This is a genomic window from Bradyrhizobium sp. 190 (genome assembly GCF_023073415.1).
Taxonomy (GTDB): domain Bacteria; phylum Pseudomonadota; class Alphaproteobacteria; order Rhizobiales; family Xanthobacteraceae; genus Bradyrhizobium.
The window spans coordinates 89,701-115,223 of the sequence record NZ_JADPJL010000036.1 but is presented as its reverse complement, the minus strand read 5'-3'; the positions used below and the strand labels follow the sequence as shown (position 1 = coordinate 115,223).

The window sequence follows — 25,523 nt, the reverse complement described above, 5'->3', positions numbered from 1 at the left end:
CAAGATGAGGCGGCGTAATCTGAATGGAGAGGCAGGACACACTCCATTCGGTGTCCAGGTGCGGACCAGTTCGCCAAAAGGCAGTTGCATTTGCTCTCCTGCATCAGCCAAACAACCGCTGATCCAGCGAAAGAATCATTCTCCTACCAGAATTGGCGGACATCATAGGTCCGTGCCGGCACCTTGAAGGTTCGCTCTTTGACCTACATAGGAACGACAAAACGCGCCCCGAGCGGTCAACCTGAAGCTGTTGTCAGACCTGCCAGTAGCTCATCGATCCGCTAAGGGCCTACGGTCCAGATGGGGTCGTTACAGACGGCCCGACGCACTCCGTTGAGCAGAAAGTGCGTCGGGTTCGCCCACATCGCCAGTACATCCGTGGTGACGCTGCCTCCATGAACAACCAGCGCGGCAAAACTGAGGCTCGCTCAGCAAGGCAGAGTAGGTAGTGACTCCCTGCTACTTCGCACCGGCCAGGAAGGGCTTGAATCGTTCGTAGCGTCAGGTTGTACGATGCCGGTGTAGATCTATCGAATTGGCAAAATTGGCAAAGAAGGCGTTCCGCTGTTCTTCATTTTAATTGCAATTCTCTTCACCAGTTTGGGGTAGCTTACGCCTTGCTTGAACAGCGGTTCAAGCAGCGAGAACTCTCTCGGATCTATCGGCTTCGCATGGCCGGCAATGGCTCTCCTGCGAACCGCAGCGAGCGGCATTCCGATCAGCGAGGGCCTGTACGGACGCTCGGTGAGCATCAGGGGTGCCTTTGTCGCGGGTCAGTTGCTCCATCAATGGGAGCAGGAATGAAGAGAATAGTTCTAGGCGCGGTTTCGCTCACAGTGGCTCGCAGATCTGTCCTTGATGCTGTGGTTCAGAGTCGATGACTGCATGGCGCCTTCCAACAATGGAGCCAGGAGTGAACGTCGATCTCGAAAACAGCACCGCGCGTGTCAGCGGGATTTCTAGCCTGAGCGCCCTTGCGGCGTTTATGTTCAGCGACTCGACCGAGCATCTTGCTTCTCCTCGGGCCTTAGAAGCACGCCTTCATGGCTGATTGTGGAGCAAGCTTCTTTGGCGGCCGTGCTGTTAACGGTGGGCGAATTCTCGGGACCGGCTTCTGTGAGAAAGGGTCGTTCGACATGCCAGATATCAGCAAGGCGATCGCCGAGCTCACTGATCGTCTGATCGCATTCAGAGCGGTTCGCACCATAGTCAACCAGGGAAGCGACATTTCCGCCGGTCAGCGTGAAGAGGCATCGTGCCCCGCCGTTCGGTATTCCTCGGCCGGCATCGACCTCAGATGTAGGGCCTGCCCGGAGATCGACAGCTTGGTGCAGGCCTCAAAGGGAACAGGCTGAGCTAATACTGCGCCAGTGCGGTTTCAGCTCGAAAAAGCAATATTGGCCGCGCTTATGTCCGCGGGGCTAGCCATCGAAGCGGCGGAAAGGTCCAGCTGTTCGATTTGCTGCAATGGACCGCTCGCTCCGAGCCTTAGTACATCCGATTTCGAGGAGCTCATCCTTACCAAGAAGCTGCTTCAGTTCTTTGGCTCAAGTCGCTCGATCACGCGTTGTGCTTATTGATCGGTCAATGTCCAAACGCGCCGCCGCATCATTGGATTCGTTTCGTTCGAGCTCAACTGCAAAATTGTGTAGGGCGAGCTCCTTCAATATCGTATCGGATACACAGGCTCTGTGCTTCCTTAGCTCGGTACGGCGACATCAGTGTCGCCGCGCTGCTTGCTTCACGGGGACAGCATGATCAACATTTCACAGATAACGCCGGGACGGACCGGGCGCACGCTAAGGCCCTGACAGTGCGCGCCGGGACGGCTTCGAAACTAGACACTTTTCTCGGCCCAACATGCCATGTTAGTTTGGTGCTGAAGACTGAGCGCGTCGATGGTATGGTCGCTTGCTCGAAAGACATACTCGGACGACGTTGTGCGAAGCAAGTTGTGGCCCTCGGGGCTTCAGTTCGCGCCAGGAGATCTCGCAATTGGCTCATGGGATGGCATTGCGCATCGCGCCCCGGACGCTCAGGCCGATGCAGTCGTCAGAAGCCGGCCTCCAATGGCCTCGCGCGTTGTGCCGATCATGGGCAAACCGATCAGCTTTCACATGTCATTGTCTGCTTGAGCGGTAGCAGCAATCTGGGCCCTGCTGCACGTCGGGCAGTGGGCCGCTGGTGGTCGGGTAACGGGCCACGAGCCGCTCTATCAAATACAATTCCTTCGTCCACACACTGAGCTAGTCGGGAGCGCCGCCGCCGATGCTGTGCAGGCCCGGCCGGCGCGCAGGAGTGGGCTGGATCGATCGGGCTGTGACGTATTGGGTGTGTAAGTCGCATCTTGGCGTGCCGCGGTCCACTCTTTGGCGGCCTGGATCGGTACTCGCGCCGTTTTGCGAATTCCCTTCACAAGCTCGCCCCATATGTGTCAGGTTTGGCTCAGTCCTTATTGACCGGGCGGGCAAATGCCGCGGGACCCCCTCAGCCGAACTCTGTTCGGCTCAAATGTCGACAGTGACATCCAACCCCTGTGGGAGGACGGTGATCGCGCGTTCTGCCGTGCGTGGCGCCGGCAAATCCACGGCAGCAGGGCTGTCGTGCTTGTCGTGCGGCCCATCGCGGAACACCCAGCGACGCTCGACCGCCTCGCCCATGAGTGTGAGTTGAGGGAGGAGCTAGACGAGGCATGGGCGGTGCGGCCGTTGGAACTCGTCCGGGAAGCTGGTCGGACTATGCTGGTCCTGGAGGATCCATGCGGCGAGCCACTGCTAAATTTACTCGGGATCCGCATGGAGCCCAAGCGCTTCCTGCGCCTCGCTGTTGGTATCGCGAGGGCCGTGGGCAAGCTTCACCGGCACGGCTTGGTCCACAAGGACCTGAAACCCGCTCACATTCTGGTCAATTGTCCTGACGAACAGGTGCGACTCACTGGGTTTGGTCTGGCCTCCCGTCTTTCCCGCGAGCGCGTGCCGCCTGAGCCTGCCGAGTTCATCGCCGGCTCGCTGCCCTACATGGCGCCCGAACAGACCGGACGAATGAATCGCTCGGTCGATTGTCGCAGTGATCTCTATTCACTTGGCGTGACATTCTACCAGATGCTGACCGGCGCGCTGCCGTTCACGGGCTCTGATCCCTTGGAGTGGATTCATTGTCATATTGCAAGAAAAGCAATACCGCCCGTCGAGAAATCGCAAAAACTCCCGGAGCCAATCTCTCAGATTGTGATGAAACTCCTCGCGAAAACCGCCGAGGAACGCTACCAGACTGCCGCTGGCCTTGAGCACGATCTGCAACACTGTCTCGCAGCATGGGCCAACCACGGTCGCATCGACCCGTTTGAGCTCGGCACAGAGGACACACCTGATCGGTTGCTCATCCCCGAGAAGCTCTATGGCAGAGCCCTTCAGATCGAGACTTTGCTTGCCTCTTTCGATCGCGCGGTGAGGAGCGGCGCGCCGAGGTTGGTGCTCGTCGCCGGTTACTCCGGTGTCGGTAAGTCTTCGCTTGTCCAGGAGCTACACAAAGTACTGGTGCCCTCGCGCGGGCAGTTGGTGTCAGGCAAATTCGACCAACTGAAGCGGGACGTTCCCTATGCGACGCTAGTGCAGACGTTTCAGAGTCTTGTCCGTCCTCTTCTCAGCAAAAGTGAGGGCGAACTCGCCATCTGGCGGCAAGCGCTCCGGGAGGCGCTCGGCGCGAATGGACGACTGATGGTCGAATTGATCCCCGATCTGAGCGTGATCATTGGCGAGCAGCCCGCGGTTGCTGAGCTTCCAGCCCGGCAAGCGCAAATCCGTTTCCAGCTGGTGCTTCGCCGCTTTATTGGTGTGTTCGCCCGGCGAACCCATCCATTGGTGCTCTTCCTCGACGATTTGCAGTGGCATGATGCCGCAACGCTCGACTTGATCGAGGATCTCCTGACCCAGTCGGATCTGCACCTGCTGCTCATTGGAGCTTACCGCAGCAACGAACTTGATGCAGGCCATCCACTCAAACGCAAGCTCGACTCCATCAGGAGAGCCGACGTAAATTTCGAGGAGATCACGCTCTCGCCGCTCACTGCAGACGATGTCGCGCAGTTGGTCGCGGATACCCTTCGCTGCGGACCAAAACGCGCTGCCCCGCTTGCAAAGTTGGTGCATCAGAAGACGATGGGTAATCCGTTCTTCGCCATTCAATTCCTTTCTGAACTGGCCGAAGAGCAGCTGTTGACGTTCGATCACGAGCCGGCGCGCTGGCGATGGGATCTCGAGCGCATTCACGCAAAAGCATACACCGAGAACGTCGTGGATCTAATGCTCGGCAAGCTCATCCGCCTGCCCGAGGAAACGCAGGACGCGCTGCAGCAGCTGGCCTGTTTCGGCAACGTCGCCGGGACGGCGGAGCTTGCGATCGTGCTCGAAATTTCGCAGGAGCAGGTGCATGCGACCCTGTGGCCGGCGATCCGGCAGGAAATGATCGCGCGCCACGGAACAGCCTACCGCTTCCTCCACGATCGCGTTCAAGAGGCGGCCTACTTGCTGGTGCCGGAATCCTCGCGCGCTCCTGCCCATCTGCGGATCGGTCGGATGCTCGCCGCACACATCCCTGCGCACAAACGCGGAGAGGCTATCTTCGACGTCGTCAGTCAACTCAATCGAGGTGTCGCGCTAATTGCCTCCGGTCAGGAGCGTGAGCAGCTCGCAGAGCTGAATTTGGTCGCAGGGCAGCGGGCCAGGGCGTCGGCGGCCTACGCCTCGGCACTCACATATTTCACCGTCGGTGCTGCGCTGCTCGCGGAGCACTCTTGGCGAAGGCGCCACGAACTCGCGTTCGCACTGGAGACAAGCAGGGCCGAATGCGAATTCTTGGTAGGCCAGCTGGAGATTGCAGAGAGCCTCCTGTCCGCACTGTCGAAGCGCGCCTTGAACGCGCCCCAACGAGCAACGGTCGCATGTTTGCGGGTCGATCTTTACTTGACGCTCGGTCAGCACGGGCGGGCAGTTCTCACAGGCCTCGAATATCTTCACGATGTCGGGATCGAGTGGTCGCAGCATCCGACGGACCAGGAAACATTAGCCGAATATCGGCGGATGTGGTCACAGCTGCCCGACGCAATCGAGGATCTTGCTAGTTTGCCTGGAATGACAGATCAGACCTCGCTTGCCACGCTTGCCGTCTTGACGCGGATTCTTCCGCCCGCAGGTTTCACGGACGCCAATTTATCCGCTTTGGTCATCTGCAGAGCTGTCATCATCAGCCTCGAATACGGCAACACTGATGCTTCTTGCGCCCATTACGCATGGCTAGGCCGAATCTTGGCCGGGCGCTTCGGTGACTACCAAGCAGCTGATAAATTTGGTCGTCTTGCTTGCGACCTGGTTGATCGCGGTGAGTTCTCCCGTTTTCGGGCTCCCGTCTATTTGGCCTTCGGATGCAACGTGATCCCGTGGACGAAGCCCCTAAGAGGTGGCCGAGTTTTGATCCGGCGAGCGCTCGCAGCTGCGGTCAGCAGCGGCGATGTCATCTATGAAGCGTACAGCTTGCTTCATCTAACCTCAAATATGATGATGGCCGGAGATCCCCTGAAAGAGGTGCAGAACGAGATAGAGAAAAGCCTTGCTACGATTCGGAATAGAAAGGTTCAGTTTGCTGCTGATGCCGTAGCCGCTCAGCTCGCAATCATTAGAAGCATGCGCGGCCTCACGCGCTCATTCGGTTGCTTCGATGACCAACAATTTGACGAGCTAGACGTCGAGCGATCGTTGGCTCGGAGTCCGGAGCTGTCACCTAGCGAAACCGTCTACTGGATCCGCAAACTTCAGGCGCGATTTCTAGCCGGCGATTATGCTGCGGCTGTTGATGCTCGCTCCAAGGCGGTGCCCAAATTATGGACCATGCCGACAGAGTCCTTGATCGCGGAGTTTCACTTCTATGGTGCGCTGTCTCACTCATGTTATTGCGACAAGCCAGGCGAAAGCGAACAACAGCAACATCGGGATATCATTGATGCCCATTACAGACAGCTGCAGATATGGGCGACGAATTGCCCCGAAAATTTTGAGAATCGGGTTGCCTTGGTCGGCGCTGAAATTGCAAGGCGGGAATACCGGGATGCAGACGCAATGCGACTGTATGAACACTCAATCCAGACCGCAGCACGTAACGGTTTCGCCCACCACGAGGGAATCGCTTGCGAACTTGCAGCGCGCTTTTATGCTGCGCGCGGTTTTGACAGAATCTCCCGGGTTTACCTGCAGGACGCGCGGCGCGGCTACCTTCGTTGGGGAGCAGATGGCAAAGTGCGTCAGCTCGACGAGCTGAATCCCCATCTCAGCCATGAGGAGACCACTCCTGCCGTGAATGGAATGAGGATCGGAGCTCCGGTTGAGCATCTTGACCTCGCGACGGTGACAAAAGTGTCGCAGGCGATTTCCGGCGAGATTGTTCTTCAAAAACTAATCGACACGCTTATGCGGACTGCCATTGAGCAGGCCGGCGCCGAACGAGGTTTGTTAATTCTGCTGCATGGAGGCGAGCCACGGATCGAGGCGGAAGCCACAACGGTAGCGGATGCGCTGCTTGTAAAGGTGAATGAACAGCCCGTAACTCCGAGGGCGCTTCCCGAGTCCGTGCTGCATTTCGTCCTACGTGTCCGCGAAAACGTCATTCTCGATGATGCTGCCGCCGAGCCTTCATTTGCGGAAGATGCGTATATCCGCGAGCGCAAAGCGCGTTCTATTCTTTGCCTGCCACTGATCACACAGGGCAAGCTGATCGGCGTACTTTATCTGGAGAATAATCTCGCCGCGCGCATATTCTCGGCTGCCCGCAACTCGGTGCTGAAAATGCTTGCCTCGCAAGCTGCAACAGCGCTGGAAAACAGCCGGTTGTACAGCGAAGTTCAGCAACGGGAGTCGAAAATCCGGCGCTTACTCGACGCTAACATCATCGGAATATTTATCATTCGCGAAGGAGGCGAGATCATCGAGGCAAATCAAACCTTCCTCACGATGGTTGGATACGACCGAGAGGATCTCGTCGCGGGGCGAGTGAACGGTCTCGACCTGACACCGCCAGAATGGCGCGAGCGCACACTGGATGCTGGAACAGAAGCAAAACGGACCGGAGCTGTTCAGCAGTTCGAGAAAGAGTATGTCCGCAAGGATGGCAGCCGCGTGCCGGTGTTAATTGGCCTCGCCGTATTCGACGCGCGAGACGACCAAGGTGTTGGCTTCGTCCTCGACCTGACAGAGCGAAAGAGAGCGGAAGCGGAAGCCCGTGAAAGCGAACGACGGTATCGCGAGACTCTGATGGGGCTGGCACACGCCAATCGGCTCACGACAATGGGACAGCTGGCCGCCTCAATCGCCCATGAGGTCAACCAGCCGATTGCCGCCATCAGCAGTAATGCGGGGGCGGGGCTAAATTGGCTCGGTGCTCAACCGCCAAATCTGGAAGAAGTTCGGCAGACCTTCGGTTTGATTATCCGTGACAGTATGCGCGCAGGGAACGTGATCCGTCGGATCCGCGCTCTTATGAATAAGGCTCCTATGCAAACGGAGCTTCTCGCAATTGACGAATTGATCTTAGAGGTGCTGGCCCTAGTTCGCGCGGAACTTGCAAAAAATGATGTATGGGTGCAAACGCGACGGCCTGAGGCGTTGCCGCTTGTCTGGGCAGATCGCGTCCAGGTCCGGCAGGTGCTTCTCAATTTGATCACGAACGCCATCGAGGCCATGAGCGAGATCAACGAAGGTGACCGCGAGTTACTGATTAGTGCGCGGACAGATGGCTCGAATAACGTATTGGTTACTTTTCGGGATACGGGTCCAGGACTCGATCCGAACAGTGCTGACCGCGTGTTCGAGGCGTTTTACACCACCAAGTCTGAAGGCATGGGCATGGGGCTGGCCATTTGCCATTCTATTATTGAGGCGCACGGGGGCCGGATGTGGGCGGGCGCCAATGATCCTCGCGGGGCCGTCTTTCAGTTCAGCATGCCGGCTGCGCATACGCAGTGTTCGAGAGAATGACGGCAATCGCCTTCCAAAGCATCTTTGTTTGAGTCGGAAGGGCGATATCAATGCGGAGATTTACTTTAATTGCATGCAACCTTCGCTTGTGGCTGCGCAGAGTTTCAGTGTGGCGGATCAGTTAGCGCCAGTCGCAAGATTCCGTGCTAAACTGGTTTGCTTTGACAACAGTGGAGCCGGCGCAGCCCCCTTGAATCCGATCTCAATGCAGAGCATTCCTGTCATGCGCCCCGAAGCAGCCCCCGGATTGCAACCGGTGTACCGCTCTTCTTCTCCGGACTGGCCTCGGGGCCTCGCGCCGCTGCTGCCGCTCGCAATAGGTGACGAACAGGCGAGGCGTCGTGTATGGTTTTCTGTGCTCTGTAAAAGCACCTGACGCGAGCAGGAACCGACCGCCGCCGGCGCATCGCTGTCCAGAAGGAGAGCAGTCGAGGATATGGAGAAAATCCGGTGATACCGCGTCGTTCACAATACGTCGTTCGGGTTCGTCATCCTTTCGCAATGAGGTGAGCCACACGACGGTCTTCGTCACGGTCGCTCTTCGATAGCCCCTCGATGACACCGGCGCGATCCGCCGCGTTGCGGTTCTGGCTCATCTTCCGCGTGCCATTGAGCCGTGTAATCTGCAATCGCAGACCGACAATCCCCTTAAGCTCCGTTTTGATGAAATCGGCAGGGGCGTCAGACACCGCCCAGCGGTCTTTGCCCGAGCGCTCATGCACATCGGTCAGTCGCGTGACCACCTTTCGCAACCGATCGGCATCATCGAAGAATTCGACCGGCCCGTAGGCATGCACAGCGACATAGTTCCACGTCGGTACGGCCTCGCCTCTCTCGTGCTTGGTCACGTACCAGGAGGGCCTGACATAGGCCTCCGCCCCAGCGAAAATGGCCATCGCCTCGCCAGTCGGTGTCAGCTTCCACTGCGGATTCGCACGCGCCACGTGGGCGTAAATCGTGCCCATGGAGCCTTCGCTCTCGTCGAGTACTACGGGCAGCATCGTTCCAACAAGCCCTTCGTGAGTAGCGGTGATCAGTGTCGCCGAGCGTGCCTCGCGCATCGTCCGATGAACGTCGGTGATATCGACAACTTGGAAGGAGGGCGGCGTGTACATCGGCGGAGCTCCCCGGCAGCCCGACGGAAAGCCGGGCGACTCATGATTCGGACTGGGGTACGCCTCATGCTGGATCACAAAAACAATCAGTTTTGGTGGGTAGTTTCATTCCTCCGCGCGCGCTAGGCCCCTGGGGGCGGTAAACCTATGATGCGTCGAAGGTGCAGATCGGAGGGTGCGTTTGCACGCTGGCCAGCCGTTGCCTTCCACGCGCCGCTTGCAGACGAATTCCGCTCTTCGTGGCGATGACTGCAGCACATGAGCAGCTTCACCTTAGGGCTATGAGTGGGACGACCAGAATTGTGGCTGAGCCCTTGCCGCATCAGCTCGCCGCGCCGCGAGTCGCAGGTTGGCGGTGACTGGCTGTGCTAGATCCGCCCCTGGCACTGGACGGACATATCAAAAACAAGGAAATCGTAGCCATTCCGGCGGCGTGATGATTGCCGGTCATGAAGTCGATAGGAGGCGTCCGTCCGTGTGATGTGTCTGGCACGCGACATACGGGCCCAATCTCGCCCATCTATATCGCAGAAGAAGGGGCCTGACATCCGACGTGCAATCCAGGAAGACGAGGATCCCAGCCGCGCCGCGTATCTGTTTCCCGCGGGATGCGAATTATCATGCACCACGCGTTCTGGTGCTGGTCGAAAATGCCGAAGAGCTCGAGCGCCTCCCGCCGGTCCAGCAAAACGTCAGGAGGGACGGCCAATCCGCCCAGGCCAGACGTGTTGCACCCTACAGTATTCCTCTGACGGGGTCTCGAAGCATCGAGCGCTGCTTTCATCGGCCGTGATTGGCTCAATGGCTACCCAGATCCATCGCAGCAGGTGCGGAGCCTGCGGCTGCACACTTCGGCTGTTGCGTAGCATGGTTCCGATATTCCGATCCTGCCTTATTGAGGACGATCTGATGGCGTTAACGCCGCATGCTGATGGCCTATTTCAGTTCAGCATTTGAGTTCGAGAGTTCAAGTCCTCGTGCGGATTTTCTGGGTAAGAGAGAGCACATGCCTATGAAGGAAACGATGAAGCACATCAAGCGGTCGTTGCGCGTGCTCGGTGGACTTGCTGTCGTCGTCGGCGTCTCTTCCGTGCTCGGATCGAACAATGTGCGATCGGAAGCCCTCAAGGGCTTTGGCTCTGCAGCGACGGGCGGCCGCGGAGGCGAGGTAGTTCAGGTCAGATCAACCAAAGCTCTGAAGTATGAGTTGTGTCGTTCGTACAGCTTCGGCACTGCAATGACAATAGTCCGCGCGAGATCCAGGTAGCCGGAACCATAGACTTTACCGGTACGAAAGGGCAAAGGCGAGGGGCAGGGTTGCCAATACGGCCGTGCTTGTTCGGCACCTTACAACCGTGAGTCCCTTCTCCTTATGGATGGCAACGATGCGCATTGCGATGGCAAGGAGAAGACATTGGTCGGCTTCGACAGGGCCGCGCCCGGAGATTGGCTCAAACAAGACGGTGATCGGCGTTGGCCCGAGCGCTACAATCAAAGGGAAGGGGCTGCGCCTAAATGGGGTCAGCAACGTCGTTATTCGCAACCTGACCATCAGTGATATCAATCAAGGCGCGATATTTGCCGGCGATGCTATTGCAATTGCACGAGCCGACCTGGTTTGGATCGGTCACAACCGATTTCATAATATCGGGCGGCAGATGATTGCCGGCGGCTCTGGCCCTACGACGAATATTACGATTTCCTGGAACGACTTCGATGGCAGCGATACCTATTCCTCCTATTGTAACGGGGAGCACTATTGGAATCTCCTGTTTCTTGGTGTCCCGCAGACGATCACCATCGCAAATAACTATTTCCATGAGATCTCAGGGCGGGCGCCGCACATTGACGGTGCGCAGGCTATTATTCATCTCCTTAACAATTACTTCCACAACACGCATGCGCAACAGAGCGGCGGATTCTTCCATGCAGTGGATGCTGGACCATCTGTGCAAGCACTGATCGAGGGCAACTACTTTGACAACATTGAAACACCTATAAAGACTGGTAGTGGACATATCTTTGGCTTCTTGGGCAAACCCAGCGGGACCGTGCAGAACATCTGCCTCACCGTGCTCGGACGTCGGTGCATCGAGAACATCGCGATCCCAGTGCCGCGGATCAATGGCTTTCGCCTGGATAATGCCGTGTTCAATCGTTTGGAGCTCTTCCAAGGTCATCTATTCCTCTTCCATTTCCAGTCGATGATGTTTCGGCAGTGATCACGGCCAGGGCAGGTCCCGAACACCTTGAGAGCCGGTGATGGCCCGTTCGCAGAGGCGGCTCGAGACTGGCCGATTGCCGCAAACTGTTAAGCGGAGGGCGCATACTGGACGAGAACAGCACGCACAGCTGGCTACTCGACGTTGCACGAGGACCGTATGGCCTTTCTCTTCGGGTGCCGAGCGGTACATTTCCTGTCGATTATGCGCCCTATGCCTTTCGCCGCCGACCCGGGTGGCGTTGGAAAGAGGATGGGAGGTGGCATCGAGTTCCTGGCAAACTGTTCGATTCAAATCCGATCCGGTACCTGACGGACGTTCACAGCTCGGCTTTCCGAATGGCATGGTGCTTGCTCGAGAGTACCCGTAGCGCGAGGCTCGCCTTCGAAACCGAGTGACACGCGCCCTTGTCCGCTTGAAGAATCCGCAAAACTTGGAAAAATTCGCAATGAAACAAACGGCTTCGACCGAGAGTGTCATTCCACTGACCGACGTCGTCAAGCGCGCAGCGCGCATCGGTGTTGAAATTAGAAATATCAAGCTCTCGGGTGATTTACCGAGCCAAACCATCGCTGGGATCAACAGCTTGCTGCTCGAACACAAGGTGATCTTCTTCCGCGATCAGGGGCATCTTGATGACGCGGAGCAGGAGCGTTTTGCTGCCTGTTTGGGAAGGCTGGTGCCGCATCCGACACTCGGTACGATCAATGGAACGACCTCGATCATCGAGCTTGATTCCGCGCGCGGAGGTAGCCGGGCTGATGTATGGCACGCCGATGGAACCTTTCTCGCGGCGTATCCTAGACTTGCGGTGCTGCGGGCCATTGTGGTCCCATCGTCCGGTGGCGATACGATTTGGTCGAACGCTGTGGCCGCCTATCTGGATCTGCCGCGGCCGCTCCAACGGCTTGCCGACGAACTCTGGACCGTTCACAGCAACGCCTTTGACTACGCCGGGACCTGCCGTGTTCGCGAAATCGACCAGAAGCATTTTGATGAGGTCTTTACGAAAACGATCTATGAGACGGAGCACCCGGTGGTCCGTGTACATCCCGAGACCAGCGAGCGCGCGCTGGTGCTCGGCGATCTGGTGCAAAGGTTTATTGATATCCCAAAACGCGACGGTCAGAAGCTGTTTGATCTATTCCAGTCTCATATCACGGCACCCGAAAACACCGTACGCTGGAGCTGGAAAGAAGGCGATGTCGCGATCTGGGATAACCGCGCAACGCAGCATTATGCGGTCAACGATTACGGTGACCAGCATCGCGTCGTTCATCGTGCCACAATCGATGGTGACGCGCCCGTCAGCGTCGACGGTCGATGCAGTGTAACGCGCCTCAAGACGACGAAGCACCCGTCCACGAAGGTTGCCTAGCAAGGCTCGGCAGATTCACCGATAATGCACTGCTCTTATCTTCGCGCGAATAGATGTTTGAGAAGAGAAGTGAACCCAGCAGAACGCCACGCGCAATTGGATGGGAGGGCTAACGCGCCGCAGACTCGGGAGGCCTTGCTGAAGCAAGATGCTAAAGCTCATCTCGACCCGGCGAAAATGAGTCAGCATTCGAGTGGCGCAAGTCATCCGGCCGCGTCCGGTCGATTTGCCGCGGAAGGGGGGGCACGTTTCCGCCGACCTTGCGCATCGCCTTTCGGCCAGCGCCACGACCGTCGGACAGATATAGCGATTGCCGTAGTTGGCTAGCTTTGGCATCTGTGTCGCGGTTCCGCTTACCACACCTCTTCGCGGTGACTTAAGCTCCGAGGGCACGATTTCGGCTTGTCATGGCAGAGTACGAGCTCGGACGCGAGTCTGACGAGCAGCACGAGCAACCATCCAAAAGCAATGTCGCTGCCGCAAGCTTAGCACTCGATTAAACAAATGAGCATCGGAGATCATTCCGCGGCCGGAGGGTATAGCTCTTGCGCAAGTACGACGTCGGCCTATCGCTCGTAGACCGAAGCAGCAAAGGCTCTAACCTACCATTCCCAACAGCATGCTACGTTGGACATCACGGCTCAATTTACGCGGTAACCGGCTTCGCGTCAGGAGCACAGCGGATACCAAAATCGCCGTGATGCGTGGCCCAAGCCGTTGAAAAGGGCGATTGTCATATCGACTACATGACGGTGAATTCACGCGCAGTCCTGAGAGCCTAGAAGAATACCGACGTAGATACCAATATATTCAGGGCGTGTCCTGTTTGCGGCGTGTAGGTAATGCTTGTCGGGTGATTGATGTACGTCAGTCCTACGGTTGTATATATCCCGGGCGCCAGATGCGCCGTATACAGTCCCGAAATTGCTGTGCTGTCCCGGTGCGCCAGCTGCTCTTTCCCCAGTGCAGCGTCCACCGCGAAATGGCTCCAGATCGTGTTGTTGACAACAAGACTCATCTGATCAGTGGGCCGGCTGTCAAACAGGCCCTTCGCATACAGGCGAAGCTCGTAGTACTGACTAGCCCTATTTAGGTCAGGCGGAGCGTACATCGCAGAGAACCCGCCATAGATTCCGCGAGATGCCGAGCCGTGGACGGCAGACTGCCAGAATTGCCTGTCCGCAGCTACATAGTAGACGCTGTTCGCCTTGGCTGTCGGTTGCGTCGGATGCTGTAGGTCCGTGTAGCTGCTGTTGTTAAAGCCCGCGCCAGCCCGCAGCCAAGTCTCGGGTACCCCGGGAGTAGGCTTGTTCTTATAGCAAACTTCATCAAGTAAAAGAATGCCCGCGTCGCGCGTGCTCCAGTTCAAGCCAGTGGGATTTTCGCTTACATGCGTATATTGACCGGCTGGACTGAGCGAGCGCTGGATTGAGAGCTTATTATATAAGCGATCGTCAAAATTGTACTTCAGATTAAGGGCCGGCGTTGGCGCCCAATTGTTGCTCATGCCCGCTTGGAACAGCATCTTCGACGAGGGTCCAAAAACTTTTTCTCCGGCACCCGCAAACTCATGTTGGTTCCTGAGGTAACCCACTTTGAGTTCGATCTTCCTGTCGAAGAACGTTTGATAGTAAGAAACTGCATTGATTCCCAGTCGGTCTGGCCCGGCGCTCTTCCATGTCCAATATTGATGCTCGGCTCCCACGACGATCTGACCGTCGGGAATTCCAAACCGAGCGAGGTCATAGGTGACGATCATAGAGTTGACCGTACTAAATGTCGGATTCTGGCCGACATATTGTTGATTGGCGATGGTGCTTCTGGCGGCATTACCGAGTTGATTGTTGACAAACGTGTTTAGGGTCCAGCCAGCGAATCCAATCCCGAGATCCGAAAGCTCGGATCTGACAGAAGCTGTATCCTGATCTATCGTGTCCGCAGGACCAGGCCCAGTGAACGCCGCACCTTTTTCGCGGAGATTCTCGAATTTTGCGAATGGGTCAATCTGCTTTTGACCCCTGCTCTTGGCGATGTCCTCCGCACTATCGCGCTTTGTGGTAGACCTAGCTGCTTTTGGCAGCGAGTTCCCAGCAAGGCGCGCTGCTCCTTTGGGCCGGCCGCTTCGGAAGGTTATGGCCGGATTAGAAATTGTTTGGCTTCTTGCTTTGGCGAGCTCATCGGGGCTCTGACTTCTAGGGCCAGAGACATCGCCAGGTTGTGCCGCCGCCGAACTGCCGGCAAGACTAGCTATCAGGGAAAGGAGAATACGCCCTCTTGGCTTCGCACTTGGTCGAGAGATGAAAGCAACTACGCCAGCCGAGTATGCCCGCATGGATACTGGCGCTATTCCGCAACAATGCATCGTGATTTCCACGTCCGTGATTTGAATAAGGTGCACTTCCACCTGACGGCCTAGAGCCGTTCTCGATCCTTTGGGCTCAAGGCGGTCTAGGTGACGCTTGAGGCCAGGCGGCATCTCTATGCCAACGAGACCCGCTCAGCCTTCCGCGCTATCACCACTGCTGGCCAACGTGGCGGGTAGCCAGCGCGACGCAACCCAGCCGCTCCATCGCTAATCGAATGCAAGAATCTGCTGCACCGTGTCGACACGGAGAGTGGCCTGCTCGATGTGAGCGTTCGCTAGCAACAGATTGGCGGCCAGCGCACGGAGCCCAGGGATTCTCGCGACAAATCCGCTGCCACGAGGATGTTCTTCAACACAGAGCCGCGCCAGTAGGCCAGTAGCTGAGCTCGCATAACAACACGCCAGACCCTAGAAACGCCGCCCGCAGCTCGGTCCATGGGATGAAGCACAGGCGGGCAGAAGGGGCTAACATTTTTTGACGTCCGTAAGCTCGCTGAGGCCGGCATGAGGCCTTGATTGGCTCTCATGGGAAGATGGAGAGCGCGATTGGAGGCGTTTTGATAGCTGCGGGACGAGACAGAACATCCATCAGCTCGATTGGATTTACCGGATCTATATCGCATCGCGACTTCGTCCTTGATGTGGCCCGAGCGAGTTTCACCGGCACTGACTGGCATGTGTCCGTCATCTCCATCAATTGCTAGGTTTGGTAGGTTGACCGGGCGCGGGACGTCGGCCTCGCTGCGCGAATCGCAGGTATCGTGCCGCTCGGCGCGAGACCGTCCCGGCGTCAGGGACGAACTCCGGTATGGCAGCATCGAGGGGCGCCATTCTGGAAGGTCGCTTCGGTTCCGGTTTCGCGAGGCTCTTACGGGAAATGATTGTTTCGAGGCCGTGATCCCGCGGGATCCGGTTCTAACTTTCGTGCTGGATTACCGTTGGCGCCGTGTCGCGCCGGCGCTGGTCCTTTTGTGCTCTTTGGTCTAGCGCTCATCGCGTCGACGAGTTGCTGCTCTGGATTGCACGCGGCGGTCCGTGGCGATCCCGCTCGAGCGGCGACCATGCACATCAATAGGATCCGTCGTGCATCACCACGAAGCGCTCCGCTTTGCTGGGAGTTCGTATCCAGCGTAGACCGCGGGCTGATTGCGGTATCCCGGGCCGCCAGCGCTTGAGTCAGCTCGAATATCTTCGTACATCCGGACGAGCTCGATCAGGTTTTCGATACCGAAGTCGCTGAACGCCTAGATCTCATCTTCTCCGACGCGGTAGACCCAGATGAAGCCGTCCTCGATCGCCATTTTGTTGGCGACGTCCCGCAGCCAGTCGTCATCCTGGTCGAAGTCCGCGGCCATACGGGCAATGGTGGTGATGTGATGAACTTTGTCGGTCACGCCGCTTGAGCGGACTGCGTTGCAGTTGGGGGCGTCCAATTCCCGGCAGCAACTCGCCCAGCCGTCTTCGCGGCTAGGGCCGGGGCGGCTCTCGTCGCGCAGCTGCGCACGGCGTCCTTTACGAATTTGGCGCTGTACGTGAGTGCACCAGGTTAGCGAAACTCGTTACCCGGGCTTCTGGCGCGTAACGGAAGATAATGCATTCATACGATCACCGCTCCTTGGCTGGTCTTAACAGAGCGGCGTGCCAAGATATGCATCGAATGCGGACGCCACAGCGCGAGTTAGAAAACGATGCTCCTGCCTCACGCGGATGAATCCCTTTTCCACCTCCACGATCCCATCCTCGGCGAGCATTGCCAAGCGTTCGGGTGAACCGAGGAAAGGGACCGGGTCAAATCCATGTGTAATGCAAATTGCCGCAACGTCGACCTCGAAATCGCACATCAGCCGCTCGATGATTGCAGCCCGGACGCGGTCTTCGAGGCTGAGACAGTAGCCCTTTGACGTCGCCAGACGGCCGGCATTGATTTGGTCGCTGTAAGAACCCGCTGCAACTTCGTTCTGGACGTAACCGTCGCCAAGGCGGCCGATGGCCGACGGGCCGAAGCCGATGACTTTATGGCAGGTGTCGGCCGAGTAACCCAGTGAGTTCCGCCGCAGGCGACCGGTTTTCTGCGCCAGCGCGAGCTCATCGTCCGGCAAGGCGAAATGGTCGAGTCCGATTTGGCGGTAGCCCGCAGCAATCAGTGTATTGGCCATCGCCGCCGCCTGTTCCGCACGGGCAGGAGTGTCTGGCAGCGCTGCCTCGTCGATCAGGCGCTGATTCTTCTTAAAGGAAGGAACGTGCGCGTAGCCGAATACCGCAAGCCGGTCTGGTCGCATGGCCACCGCCGTAGTCGCGGTCTGAACGCAGGACTGCACCGTCTGATTTTGGTGAGGGAAGAAGAATGTCCGTTCCCGCATCGGCGCTGCAACACTATCCCCGAAGCGAGCCGGTGACCGATGAGGCGCGGGAGAAGGCCAAAACCTGGCTCGAGAGCAGACAAGGGCGAGAGTTGACGTCTGAAGAGTTGTTTCGCACCGTGACGGCCGGACACATCGACGGTCCCGGCGCGGTTGCCGTACCGTCCAGCGATGACTGTCTCCATGTGCCGACGCTCAAGAGCGAGACGTTGATGGGGGCGAGCGGCGTGCTGATCGGGCGCTCGCCCTACGACAAGCCCAATCTGCGCCCGTTTGCCGCCGAGCGAGTCAAGTCGGCCGTTAAGGGGGACCCGACCGCTGTGTTCCTCGAAAACTGCACAGCCATCCAATACAGCTTCAATGTCGCCCAGAAGTCGGGGAAGGAACTGGCGGGCGACGATCCGACTTTTTTTGCCAAAGGCATTCTGATGGTTGTGCCGGATAAGATGTGGCCGGCCGGCTACGCCGACCGTGGGCTGGTGATGTCTGCCGAGGACGTCAAATGCCATTCGAGTTGGACCTCGAGCAAGGACCGCGCCAAGGTGGACACGCCGCTCGAGTGCGTCGGCATCCTGCAGGCTACCGAGGTGTTCGCTCCGGGCTCGTTGGTTGCCGTCCCGATCGGTGAACAGAAAAAACTTGACGGGGACTTCGACGGGGACACCGTCGTCATCGTCGGCGACCGGCCGCAGCTTTATGAGCATGTGCGCCAGTTCGATCGCAAGGAGCAAGCTCTCGGACTTCCGTCGCTGAAGCCGCCAAAGTCGCATACCCCGGCGCTTGAGGGCGACAATTACCAGTTCGGTCGCGCCCGCCAGATCCTCGCCGCCACGCAGGATGTCCTGGAAACCTATAGCTGCCTGCAGCGAAACTTTCTGGCTCAATCCCATGAAGCACAACGCTGGTTTGCCGAGCGTGCTGTCTTTGGCACCTATGAGGGCGTTCACCACGAGCTCAGGCGAGAGATCCGTCAGCTGTTGGGCCAGGAAGAGGTGAGTAGCCAGGATATCCAGAACACGTTTGCGAGAGCGAGGAGCGAGATTGAGGTCGCCAAACATCTGGTTGCTCGCGAAATGGCCGAGTTGCTCGTCGACGACCTAGCGGCATGGGCAGTGAAGCCGAATGAGCAACCCCTGCCCGAAACAATCGAAAGCTCGAACGCCGCAAACCCGAGCCTCAGCGCAAGGCTCTGCAATCTTTTCCCGGATCTGGCGGAGACCTATCCGGCAACGCCTCAGCCACGAGACCGCATCCAGCTTTTACTCGACCACTATCCTCCCCGCATCGATCCCCGCCCGGATGGTTACAATGCGGACGACCTCGTAAAAAGCGCAAACAACTTGCTGAGCCTCGGCATCAAGGTCGGCACTGATGCCTATAAATCCGATACTGGCGCCAACCTCTTTTTCCAGAAGAGCAGTCACCTTCAGCGGCTCCTCTACGAGACGCCGGGCTTGAAGTCCGTGCCCTACGTCAAGGGCGTGGCGGCGACCCTCGCCCACGGAAGGTTTGATGTCGATGCGACCTTGGAGGATCTGAGGGACAACCCCACTCTGGCGGCTTCAATCATGGAGACCTCGATCAAACTCGCTGCGGAGCAGGGCATTTTGCGCAAACCCTCCGGCCTCCGGCCCGCCGCCGACGATGCTGACATGATCACGCTGACCCGCGAGGAGGCCTCAGAACGCGCCCAAAATGAGGCTGACCGAGCTATAGCCGAAGAGAGGAAAATCACCGCAGCGGCACGCGAGATTGCCGGAATCCTTGCGGAAGCCGGCATTGAGGTGAAGATGCCCCATCTGGAGCGCCGCTTGAAATCGCATGCCTCCATGACAGATCAGCTCACCGGCATGAGCATCCCGCCCGGCAGCGCCCCACAGCTCTTCAGCAACGCCGTACGCCACGTCTTAGAAATTCCTGACAAGGATTTTACACGTGCCTTCAAGAAAGCCATGCTGGCCTTTGAGGAGCGGGACTACACCGAACGCCAGACAACCAACTGGTTCAGAATGCGCAGTCCGACTTTCGTCGGCATCAAGACAGTGCTCACCACGTCGGAAGCTTATCGCTTCGAAGTGGAGTTCCACACGCCAGGCAGCTATCAAGCCAAGCTTGCCAATCACGACACCTATAAAATTCTCGGCAGGCTGCGGCGGCAATCAAGCGAGGATGCTTTGGAGCAAGCTAAGGCCGAGAAACTGGTGCAGCGGACGAGAGAGGTCTGCACACAGATTGCGATCCCCGACGGCGCCCTGGGCATACACCACTGGGGAGCCGAAGGAGATCGTAAGGGCGGCGCCGCTGCGGCATTTGGATTGCGAGCTTTCGAACAATCAAGAATGCCCGAGATCGCCAGGTCAACGGAGGCAAGCGAGATTATCGCCGCCCTCGGTGTGCGGCCGATCGTGCTTGTCGGCATGCCGAGCGCCGGAAAATCCACCATTGGCCCGGCCATCGCCGAGCGACTGCGGCTGCCCTTCATCGATACCGACCAAAAGATCCAAAAAGATGCCGGTAAAGAGATACCGCAGATTTTCGATACCCATGGCGAGGAGTGGTTCAGGGAGCTCGAAGCGAGGGTAATCGCGCGTGTGCTCAATGAAGGGCCCGCGGTGATCGCGACTGGTGGCGGCTCGATCATGCATGAGTCGACCCGGCGTCTCGTCGGGGAGAAAGCCGTCTCGATCTGGCTCAACACCGACTTCGACGTGATCCAACATCGTCTTAGGAAAGGTATCAACCGCCCGCTGCTGCAAGGCCCCGACCGGGATCAGACAATCAGCCGACTGATGCGCGAGCGCACGCCGCTTTATGCATAAGCCGATATCACGTTCGTGCCGCCCCGCAAACAAGACAAAAAGAATGCGGATCCCTGCGTGAAGGCGCTGCACGCCTATCTTCGCGGCGAGGCGGCCGCCACTCAGCCAGCCTCCAATACCAACGAGCTTGTTGGCTGACTCACTTGAGATTCCCAAAGCGGAAAAGGTCTAATTCGCTGCCCTGATAGGTGGTGGTTTGAGCGAGCTCCGGCTTATCCGCAGCAGGTTATGCCAACCAACCTCGCGCTCGGGTACCTCGAGCACATCCTATGTGCTCGACGAGATCGTCCAACTGCCCGCAAGGCCAAGGCTGCCAAGCGCCTGCCGACCCGGTTGCTGAAGAAGCGGGGCTGCGGGCCCAGGCGCATGACCACCGACAAATTGCGGGCGCGGCAAAGACCCAGATGCCGCAAGTCGAGCATCGCTGGCACAAGGGGCTGACGATCAGCTCGCGAGCAACCCGATGGCCGGAAATCGAGGTGTCCGGGATCGCGGCATTCGCGCGTCACGTCGTCGACGATGTTGAGCACACGGAAGCGTCAGCCGCCGGCAAACTGGTCATGCACGAAATCCAACCAGCGCGCATTCGGCTTTGCCTCGACAGGATCGGCGCCCGCGTGCCGACGGCTCGTCGTCGCGCCCGACGCTTGCGAACCGTCAGACCTTCCTCGCGATAGAGACGGTAGATACGGTTGACCCGGATGCCTCGCCCTCGCGCCTGAGCAGGATGAACCAACGGCCGATAGCCGAAGCGTCGGCGCTCGTTGGCGAGGTCACGCAACCTGCCGTGCAACTCCGTCTCTGGCGGTCGGCGAGACTGCTTTGCGATCGGCGCAGACGAAGGAACAGGCCCGACGCTCCGATAGGCCCATGACGGCCTGCAGATGCGCGACGGCTTCGCGCCTGGCGGCGGGTCCTACTATTTTTTTGACAGAAGCTCGCGTAATGCCGAGGCTTCGAGCATCTGGTCGGCGAGCAGCTTCTTCAGCTTGGCGTTCTCGTCTTCCAAGGCCTTCAGGCGCTTGGCGTCGGAGACGTCCGTCCTGCCATACTTGGCCTTCCAGTTATACAATCGGTAACACTCGGCGCATTAATTCGTTAGGGCAGAGCGCCTGCACTGTTCTGCCGGCACGTGTTCCAGACGAACCGCCTGCTGAGGACGCATCCGACGGCTGAAACGCTGAGACCAGAGGCCCGCCGGTTCACGCTGGCGGGCCTCTGGCTAGAGGAAATCGCTCGCAATCCGAAGTCGGTTTGCAGAAGTCGGTTTGGAATAGGCTCTCCAAGCCACGCGCATATTTACGTGGCGGTTTTGGATAAGCATAGTAGGAGCAGCAAATGTCAGTCCTAAGAGCTATTGCCCAACTTCGCAATCGTCGCATTCGGGCGGCGTCGTAATCGCCGCGGGATTTCTGGCGGGTCCCGGCCTGCGCCAATAAAATGGGTGGCAAGCCAAGCGGAAGAAATACGGCGCGATGGCTCCCCGAAAAGCGGAACGCCGAAGCCGCCGACTTCGATGACAAAAAAGCCCCAGCTCAGTGAGACCCGTTGCTCCTCAAGGCTCGCCGATTCACGCTGCGCGTTTCGGTGCTTGGGTCTGTTTGAGCTAGCCGTCTCGGCAGGCAATGCCGAAGCTGTCGCAGGTTAGCGCGAACGCCGCTTTGGCTTATCCTCAACAAAACAAAACCGCGTGCCTATCTCGAGGCGATCGCTCCACCAATCAGCACCGCTTTCTTTTGCGACGCGAGAGGCTTCGCCCCGTACAAATCCAATTGTCTTCCGGCAGCAAGAACGATCAGGCAATTTTCCTTTGGCATAATGGCCGTCCTCGTTAGGACGCCGCGATAGGGAACGAAGAAAGGGCCGCCTGTCGGCGACCCTGAAGTCTGCACAAGGCGGATAAAGACCAGATGATCAAATTCACCCCCTGTGCCGGCCCGAGGATAGAAGCAGCGGGTTTCAGGAATATTTCGTATAGGTGGTGATGAAAATATCCACTAGCCGCGGTTGTCCGCGCGACCACCATCCGATGTGCCGGTCTGCTTCCGCCGTCCGTTCCTTCACCCGTTAAAGCGGCGGGCAAGCCTCCCTGGCTTTCGAAAGGGAGGAGAAGGTTGAAGCGAAGGCTGAAACGCGGAGCCAGGGAGAAGGCGCGCGAGCGGCGCCAACAGGCAGTCGTGAAGGCGCAAGCAGCACTCGAGAAATCCGAGCGGGAGCATGATCAAGTGGCGAGCACCATCGAAGCCGAACGCGCGGTGGTCGAAAATCGCTCTCAAGCCGAAGAGGCTCGTTGAGAGAAGCAGAAGGAGAAGCTGGAGGGGCTGTACGCCGGGCTCGGGAATAGGAACGAGTCTTCAGGTCCGACGGGAAACCGGGGCCCCAAATCCGCGGAGGAACGATTCAACAAAGCGTGAGTTCGCTTTCAAATAAGAACGATAGGCGGTTACGGCCATGCCACGATCGGTTGAGGAGTTAAGGCGCGAGTCCGAGCGGAGCCGGGCGCAGCTTGCAGCGACCGTCGATCGGTTGAGGGCGCAGATCACCGACACCACAGAAGACCTCCGCTACAAGGTGTCGCCCCAAGCCATCAAGTCGGAAGTCTCCGAGTTCGTCGGCCGCAAAACCCAAGGCTGGCTCGACACGCTCAAGCAGCGAGCCATGGAAAATCCGATGCAGGCGATCGCGGCTGGGACTGCGGTTGCGGTGCCCGCCCTGCGGCTGGCACGGGGCTTCCCACTTCCCCTCTTAATGATCGGCGCAGGCCTCGCTCTAACTTCGAAAGACCGTGCGGGCCCGCACAGCGGAGGCAGCGGCTCCGACGGTCGAAACGGTCAAGGAAGTGGCGGCTGATGCTGCCGAGCGTGTCCAGTTCCTTGGCGAGCAGACAGGGCGCAGGACCACCGACATGGCGGGCGAGGCTCAAGCCGGAGCGGCCGGAATGGCCGACGACCTGAAGGATCGGGCGGCGCGGACCACGGACAAAGTGAAGGCCGGCATAGATGCCGCCGCGGAAACCGCCAAAGACAAGATCGAGCTCATTGGCTCGACCGTTCGCGACAAGGCTACCGCGGCCCCGGAAACCGCCCGGCGGACGATTAGTGACAACGCCGCCCTGATCGCTGGCCTCGGAGTTGCGATCGGCGCAACCATCGCAGCGTCCCTTCCTGACACCAAGGCGGAAGCTGCCGCAGTCGGTAAGGCAAGCGATAGTGCCAAGCGCGCTGCCGGTAAGGCCGCCCAGTCCGGATTCGAGACAGTCAAGGATGCCGCGCTGTCGGCGGCCGATGCTGCCGCAAAGAGCGTGTCCCAGGCGGATCTCGGCAAACACGCCAGTCGCATGACCCAGGATATGTCCGAAACATTGAAGGAAGCGGCCGACGACATCGTAACGGCGGTGTTCAATCCTTCTCGAACCGAAGAGAAATCCTCATGAGCGAATTTGATACCCAAATCGGGCAAGCCGCTTCTCAGGGGCAGGACAAGACCTCCCCGCAAACGCTCAAGGACCAAATCTCCGATGCAGGCGCCGATGTCAGGCAACGCGCCGGCGATGCGCTGCGGGTGTCAACGGACGCCGCGCGCGAAAGGTTCAAGGAGGCAGCCGACTCTGCCTCGGACGTGGCCGAGGGAGCCGCGGATCGTTTCCAGGACAAGGCCGAGGAGCAGCAGCGCTCCGGAGCGGATTTCGTAGGCCGGCTCGCGGGAAATCTCCGGCAAGCCGCCCATGCATTTGACAACGATGCGCCCTTTGCCGCGCGTGGCATCAATTCCGCCGCCGGCTACGTCGAAGACGCCGCCGAGAAGATTCGCAACGGAACCCTCCGCGATCTCGTCGATGGGACCTCCGATTTTGCGAAGCGCCAGCCCGCCGCTTTCCTTGGACTGTCGGTCCTGGCCGGCTTCGCAGCCGTACGTTTCTTTCGAGCCTCTGGCAAACAGACCTCATCCTCACAAGACGAGGATGCGTCATGAACACCCAATCCGATCTTCGGACCATCTCAGCCCTCCTGGGTGACGTGCTTTCTCAATTTGCAAAGCTATTCCAGAACGAGGTCGATCTCGCGAAGGCCGAGCTCGGCGAGAAGGTTCAGCAGGTTGGTTGGGCGGTCGGCTTCTTCGGAGCCGGAGCGGTCCTGGTTGTTCCTGCGCTCGTCATGGCCCTATTCGCGCTGTCGGCCGCCTTGGTTGCCGGTGGCTGGTCGCAACCGATCTCCTACCTTGTCTCAGCGGTGGTTGCCGCGGTGTTGGCGGGCGTCCTGTTTGCGGTCGGCATAAACCGCCTTGACGCCCGGAAGCTGGCGCCCCGCGAAACGATGCGCCAGCTCGAAAAGGACAAGGACACCGTGAAGGAAATGGTCCGATGAGCGCCACCGAAGTCAGTTTTATGCAAAACCTGAGGGAAGCGGTTCGCGAGAATCCGCTGGCTGCCGCCCTGATCGGCGGCGGTGCGCTGTGGCTGTTGCTCGGCAACGAGAGGCTGAAGAGCGCGGCAACTTCGGTCAATGCGGCGACTGCACCGCTCGCCGACGTCAGCGCCAATCTGCGGTCGAACGCACCCAAATTCATGAACAGTCCGCCAACCGCTCCTGAGATGGATCACGGATTGTCACAGCACGTCGGCGACACCCTGCGCGAGACCGCGAGCACCGCTTCCGACGCTGTATCGGGCGCTGCAGACACGATCAAGGACCGGTTCGGCGAAGGCGTCGCTTACGCGCGGGAGAATTTCAGCAAGGTGAGTGAGGCGCTGCCTCGGAAGGAGACCATTGCACAAGTACAATCGTCTTTTTCCGACCTGCTCGAGAGACAACCATTGGTGCTCGGCGCCATAGGTTTAGCCGTCGGTGCAGCCGTCGCTGGCGCATTCGCCAGGTCGGATCTCGAAGGCGAATGGGTCGGCGAAGTCAGCGACAAAGTGAAAGAGGATCTCAACGCGCGCGCCGGAGCGGTCTCACAAAGCATCCGCGAGGCTTCCGACACGCTTAAAGCCGAACTCGATGACGTCGGATCCGAAGCCTTAGAGCGTCTGCAGGAGACAGGCCGTAACGCTATGGATGCAGCCCAGGAGAAGGTGAGCGTAGCGTCGAACCACCTCGAACCGAGCGGCACGATGCGAGAGGCGTCGCATGGCTGTGACGGGCTCAATCCACTGCAGTTCCAATACATGCATTAGTCTGTCGCTCAGCGATACATGGCTGATTGTAATCCCGCCCGGCGAAGGCGAGCCTCACGGGCACCCAAAA

At 58.7% G+C, this 25,523-nt stretch carries 16 protein-coding genes and 2 pseudogenes; 12 read left to right on the top strand and 6 right to left on the bottom strand.

All coding sequences use genetic code 11. From position 1 onward, the window contains the following. Window positions 1-527: 527 nt before the first annotated feature. Window positions 528-752, bottom strand: a complete 225-nt coding sequence (locus IVB22_RS22055) for a hypothetical protein (RefSeq protein ID WP_247519352.1) — start codon at window positions 750-752, stop codon at window positions 528-530. Window positions 753-913: 161 nt separating this feature from the next. On the opposite strand from IVB22_RS22055, the gene IVB22_RS22050 reads away from it, so the two are divergent. From IVB22_RS22050 to IVB22_RS22040, 3 genes are all read left to right on the top strand, one after another. Then, entirely contained in the window at window positions 914-1,051 is a 138-nt protein-coding gene (locus tag IVB22_RS22050; protein WP_247519351.1) for a hypothetical protein, read from the top strand. Beyond that, window positions 1,044-1,355: a hypothetical protein gene (locus IVB22_RS22045; protein WP_247519350.1), complete on the top strand. Its 312-nt coding sequence runs from the start codon at window positions 1,044-1,046 to the stop codon at window positions 1,353-1,355. Before IVB22_RS22050 ends, IVB22_RS22045 begins: the two co-directional genes overlap by 8 nt. Before the next feature lie 1,116 nt (window positions 1,356-2,471). After that, window positions 2,472-8,021: an AAA family ATPase gene (locus tag IVB22_RS22040; protein ID WP_247519349.1), complete on the top strand. Its 5,550-nt coding sequence runs from the start codon at window positions 2,472-2,474 to the stop codon at window positions 8,019-8,021. 488 nt (window positions 8,022-8,509) lie between these two features. On the opposite strand, the gene IVB22_RS22035 is transcribed toward IVB22_RS22040, so the two are convergent. Further along, the gene (locus IVB22_RS22035) at window positions 8,510-9,136 is read right to left on the bottom strand and encodes an FMN-binding negative transcriptional regulator (RefSeq protein ID WP_247519348.1); all 627 of its coding nucleotides are present in this window, start codon (window positions 9,134-9,136) and stop codon (window positions 8,510-8,512) included. A gap of 925 nt (window positions 9,137-10,061) precedes the next feature. Here IVB22_RS22035 and IVB22_RS22030 point away from each other — a divergent pair. The 3 genes from IVB22_RS22030 to IVB22_RS22020 all read left to right on the top strand — a co-directional run bounded on the left by IVB22_RS22030 (window position 10,062) and on the right by IVB22_RS22020 (window position 12,736). Beyond that, a complete protein-coding gene (locus tag IVB22_RS22030; protein ID WP_247519347.1) occupies window positions 10,062-10,403 on the top strand; it encodes a hypothetical protein in 342 nt (113 codons plus the stop codon). Window positions 10,404-10,521: 118 nt separating this feature from the next. Then, a complete protein-coding gene (locus IVB22_RS22025; RefSeq protein WP_247519346.1) occupies window positions 10,522-11,358 on the top strand; it encodes a right-handed parallel beta-helix repeat-containing protein in 837 nt (278 codons plus the stop codon). Between the two features lie 448 nt (window positions 11,359-11,806). Further along, window positions 11,807-12,736, top strand: a complete 930-nt coding sequence (locus IVB22_RS22020) for a TauD/TfdA family dioxygenase (protein WP_247448929.1) — start codon at window positions 11,807-11,809, stop codon at window positions 12,734-12,736. 778 nt (window positions 12,737-13,514) lie between these two features. Here the strand turns inward: IVB22_RS22020 and IVB22_RS22015 are convergent. From IVB22_RS22015 to IVB22_RS22005, 3 genes and pseudogenes are all read right to left on the bottom strand, one after another. Next, window positions 13,515-15,068 carry a carbohydrate porin gene (locus IVB22_RS22015; protein ID WP_247519345.1) on the bottom strand — a complete coding sequence of 518 codons (1,554 nt, stop codon included), beginning with the start codon at window positions 15,066-15,068 and terminating at the stop codon, window positions 13,515-13,517. A gap of 1,277 nt (window positions 15,069-16,345) precedes the next feature. Beyond that, complete coding sequence (locus tag IVB22_RS22010) at window positions 16,346-16,495, bottom strand: hypothetical protein (protein ID WP_247519344.1); 150 nt, start codon at window positions 16,493-16,495, stop codon at window positions 16,346-16,348. A 231-nt stretch (window positions 16,496-16,726) separates the two neighbouring features. Continuing rightward, window positions 16,727-17,446: pseudogene (locus IVB22_RS22005) on the bottom strand (coproporphyrinogen III oxidase); the annotation flags it as partial. Between IVB22_RS22005 and IVB22_RS22000 the strand changes: the two are divergent. Further along, window positions 17,446-20,280 (top strand): shikimate kinase, encoded by a 2,835-nt coding sequence (locus tag IVB22_RS22000; RefSeq protein WP_247519343.1) that lies wholly within the window; start codon window positions 17,446-17,448, stop codon window positions 20,278-20,280. The pseudogene IVB22_RS22005 and the gene IVB22_RS22000 overlap by 1 nt on opposite strands. Before the next feature lie 367 nt (window positions 20,281-20,647). Here the strand turns inward: IVB22_RS22000 and IVB22_RS21990 are convergent. Then, window positions 20,648-21,349 (bottom strand): annotated as a pseudogene (locus IVB22_RS21990) (IS3 family transposase); the annotation flags it as partial. A 1,382-nt stretch (window positions 21,350-22,731) separates the two neighbouring features. Here IVB22_RS21990 and IVB22_RS21985 point away from each other — a divergent pair. Genes IVB22_RS21985 through IVB22_RS21965 form a run of 5 tightly spaced genes read left to right on the top strand, consistent with a single transcriptional unit; the run spans window position 22,732 to window position 25,453 of the window. Further along, window positions 22,732-23,130 carry a DUF3618 domain-containing protein gene (locus IVB22_RS21985; protein WP_247519342.1) on the top strand — a complete coding sequence of 133 codons (399 nt, stop codon included), beginning with the start codon at window positions 22,732-22,734 and terminating at the stop codon, window positions 23,128-23,130. Next, the gene (locus IVB22_RS21980) at window positions 23,066-23,713 is read left to right on the top strand and encodes a hypothetical protein (RefSeq protein ID WP_247519341.1); all 648 of its coding nucleotides are present in this window, start codon (window positions 23,066-23,068) and stop codon (window positions 23,711-23,713) included. The genes IVB22_RS21985 and IVB22_RS21980 overlap by 65 nt, the downstream gene beginning before the upstream one ends. Next, window positions 23,710-24,252 carry a hypothetical protein gene (locus IVB22_RS21975; RefSeq protein WP_247519340.1) on the top strand — a complete coding sequence of 181 codons (543 nt, stop codon included), beginning with the start codon at window positions 23,710-23,712 and terminating at the stop codon, window positions 24,250-24,252. Before IVB22_RS21980 ends, IVB22_RS21975 begins: the two co-directional genes overlap by 4 nt. Continuing rightward, the gene (locus IVB22_RS21970) at window positions 24,249-24,644 is read left to right on the top strand and encodes a phage holin family protein (RefSeq protein WP_247519339.1); all 396 of its coding nucleotides are present in this window, start codon (window positions 24,249-24,251) and stop codon (window positions 24,642-24,644) included. The genes IVB22_RS21975 and IVB22_RS21970 overlap by 4 nt, the downstream gene beginning before the upstream one ends. Continuing rightward, window positions 24,641-25,453, top strand: a complete 813-nt coding sequence (locus tag IVB22_RS21965) for a hypothetical protein (protein ID WP_247519338.1) — start codon at window positions 24,641-24,643, stop codon at window positions 25,451-25,453. Before IVB22_RS21970 ends, IVB22_RS21965 begins: the two co-directional genes overlap by 4 nt. Window positions 25,454-25,523: the final 70 nt, after the last annotated feature.

Bases quoted from the DNA above. Each gene is read 5' to 3' on its own strand.
- IVB22_RS22055 (WP_247519352.1), bottom strand. From the start codon at position 752: ATGCTCACCGAGCGTCCGTACAGGCCCTCGCTGATCGGAATGCCGCTC.
- IVB22_RS22045 (WP_247519350.1), top strand. From the start codon at position 1,044: ATGGCTGATTGTGGAGCAAGCTTCTTTGGCGGCCGTGCTGTTAACGGT.
- IVB22_RS22040 (WP_247519349.1), top strand. From the start codon at position 2,472: ATGCCGCGGGACCCCCTCAGCCGAACTCTGTTCGGCTCAAATGTCGAC.
- IVB22_RS22035 (WP_247519348.1), bottom strand. From the start codon at position 9,136: ATGTACACGCCGCCCTCCTTCCAAGTTGTCGATATCACCGACGTTCAT.
- IVB22_RS22030 (WP_247519347.1), top strand. From the start codon at position 10,062: ATGCTGATGGCCTATTTCAGTTCAGCATTTGAGTTCGAGAGTTCAAGT.
- IVB22_RS22025 (WP_247519346.1), top strand. From the start codon at position 10,522: ATGCGCATTGCGATGGCAAGGAGAAGACATTGGTCGGCTTCGACAGGG.
- IVB22_RS22020 (WP_247448929.1), top strand. From the start codon at position 11,807: ATGAAACAAACGGCTTCGACCGAGAGTGTCATTCCACTGACCGACGTC.
- IVB22_RS22015 (WP_247519345.1), bottom strand. From the start codon at position 15,068: ATGCGGGCATACTCGGCTGGCGTAGTTGCTTTCATCTCTCGACCAAGT.
- IVB22_RS22000 (WP_247519343.1), top strand. From the start codon at position 17,446: ATGTCCGTTCCCGCATCGGCGCTGCAACACTATCCCCGAAGCGAGCCG.
- IVB22_RS21985 (WP_247519342.1), top strand. From the start codon at position 22,732: ATGCCACGATCGGTTGAGGAGTTAAGGCGCGAGTCCGAGCGGAGCCGG.
- IVB22_RS21975 (WP_247519340.1), top strand. From the start codon at position 23,710: ATGAGCGAATTTGATACCCAAATCGGGCAAGCCGCTTCTCAGGGGCAG.
- IVB22_RS21970 (WP_247519339.1), top strand. From the start codon at position 24,249: ATGAACACCCAATCCGATCTTCGGACCATCTCAGCCCTCCTGGGTGAC.
- IVB22_RS21965 (WP_247519338.1), top strand. From the start codon at position 24,641: ATGAGCGCCACCGAAGTCAGTTTTATGCAAAACCTGAGGGAAGCGGTT.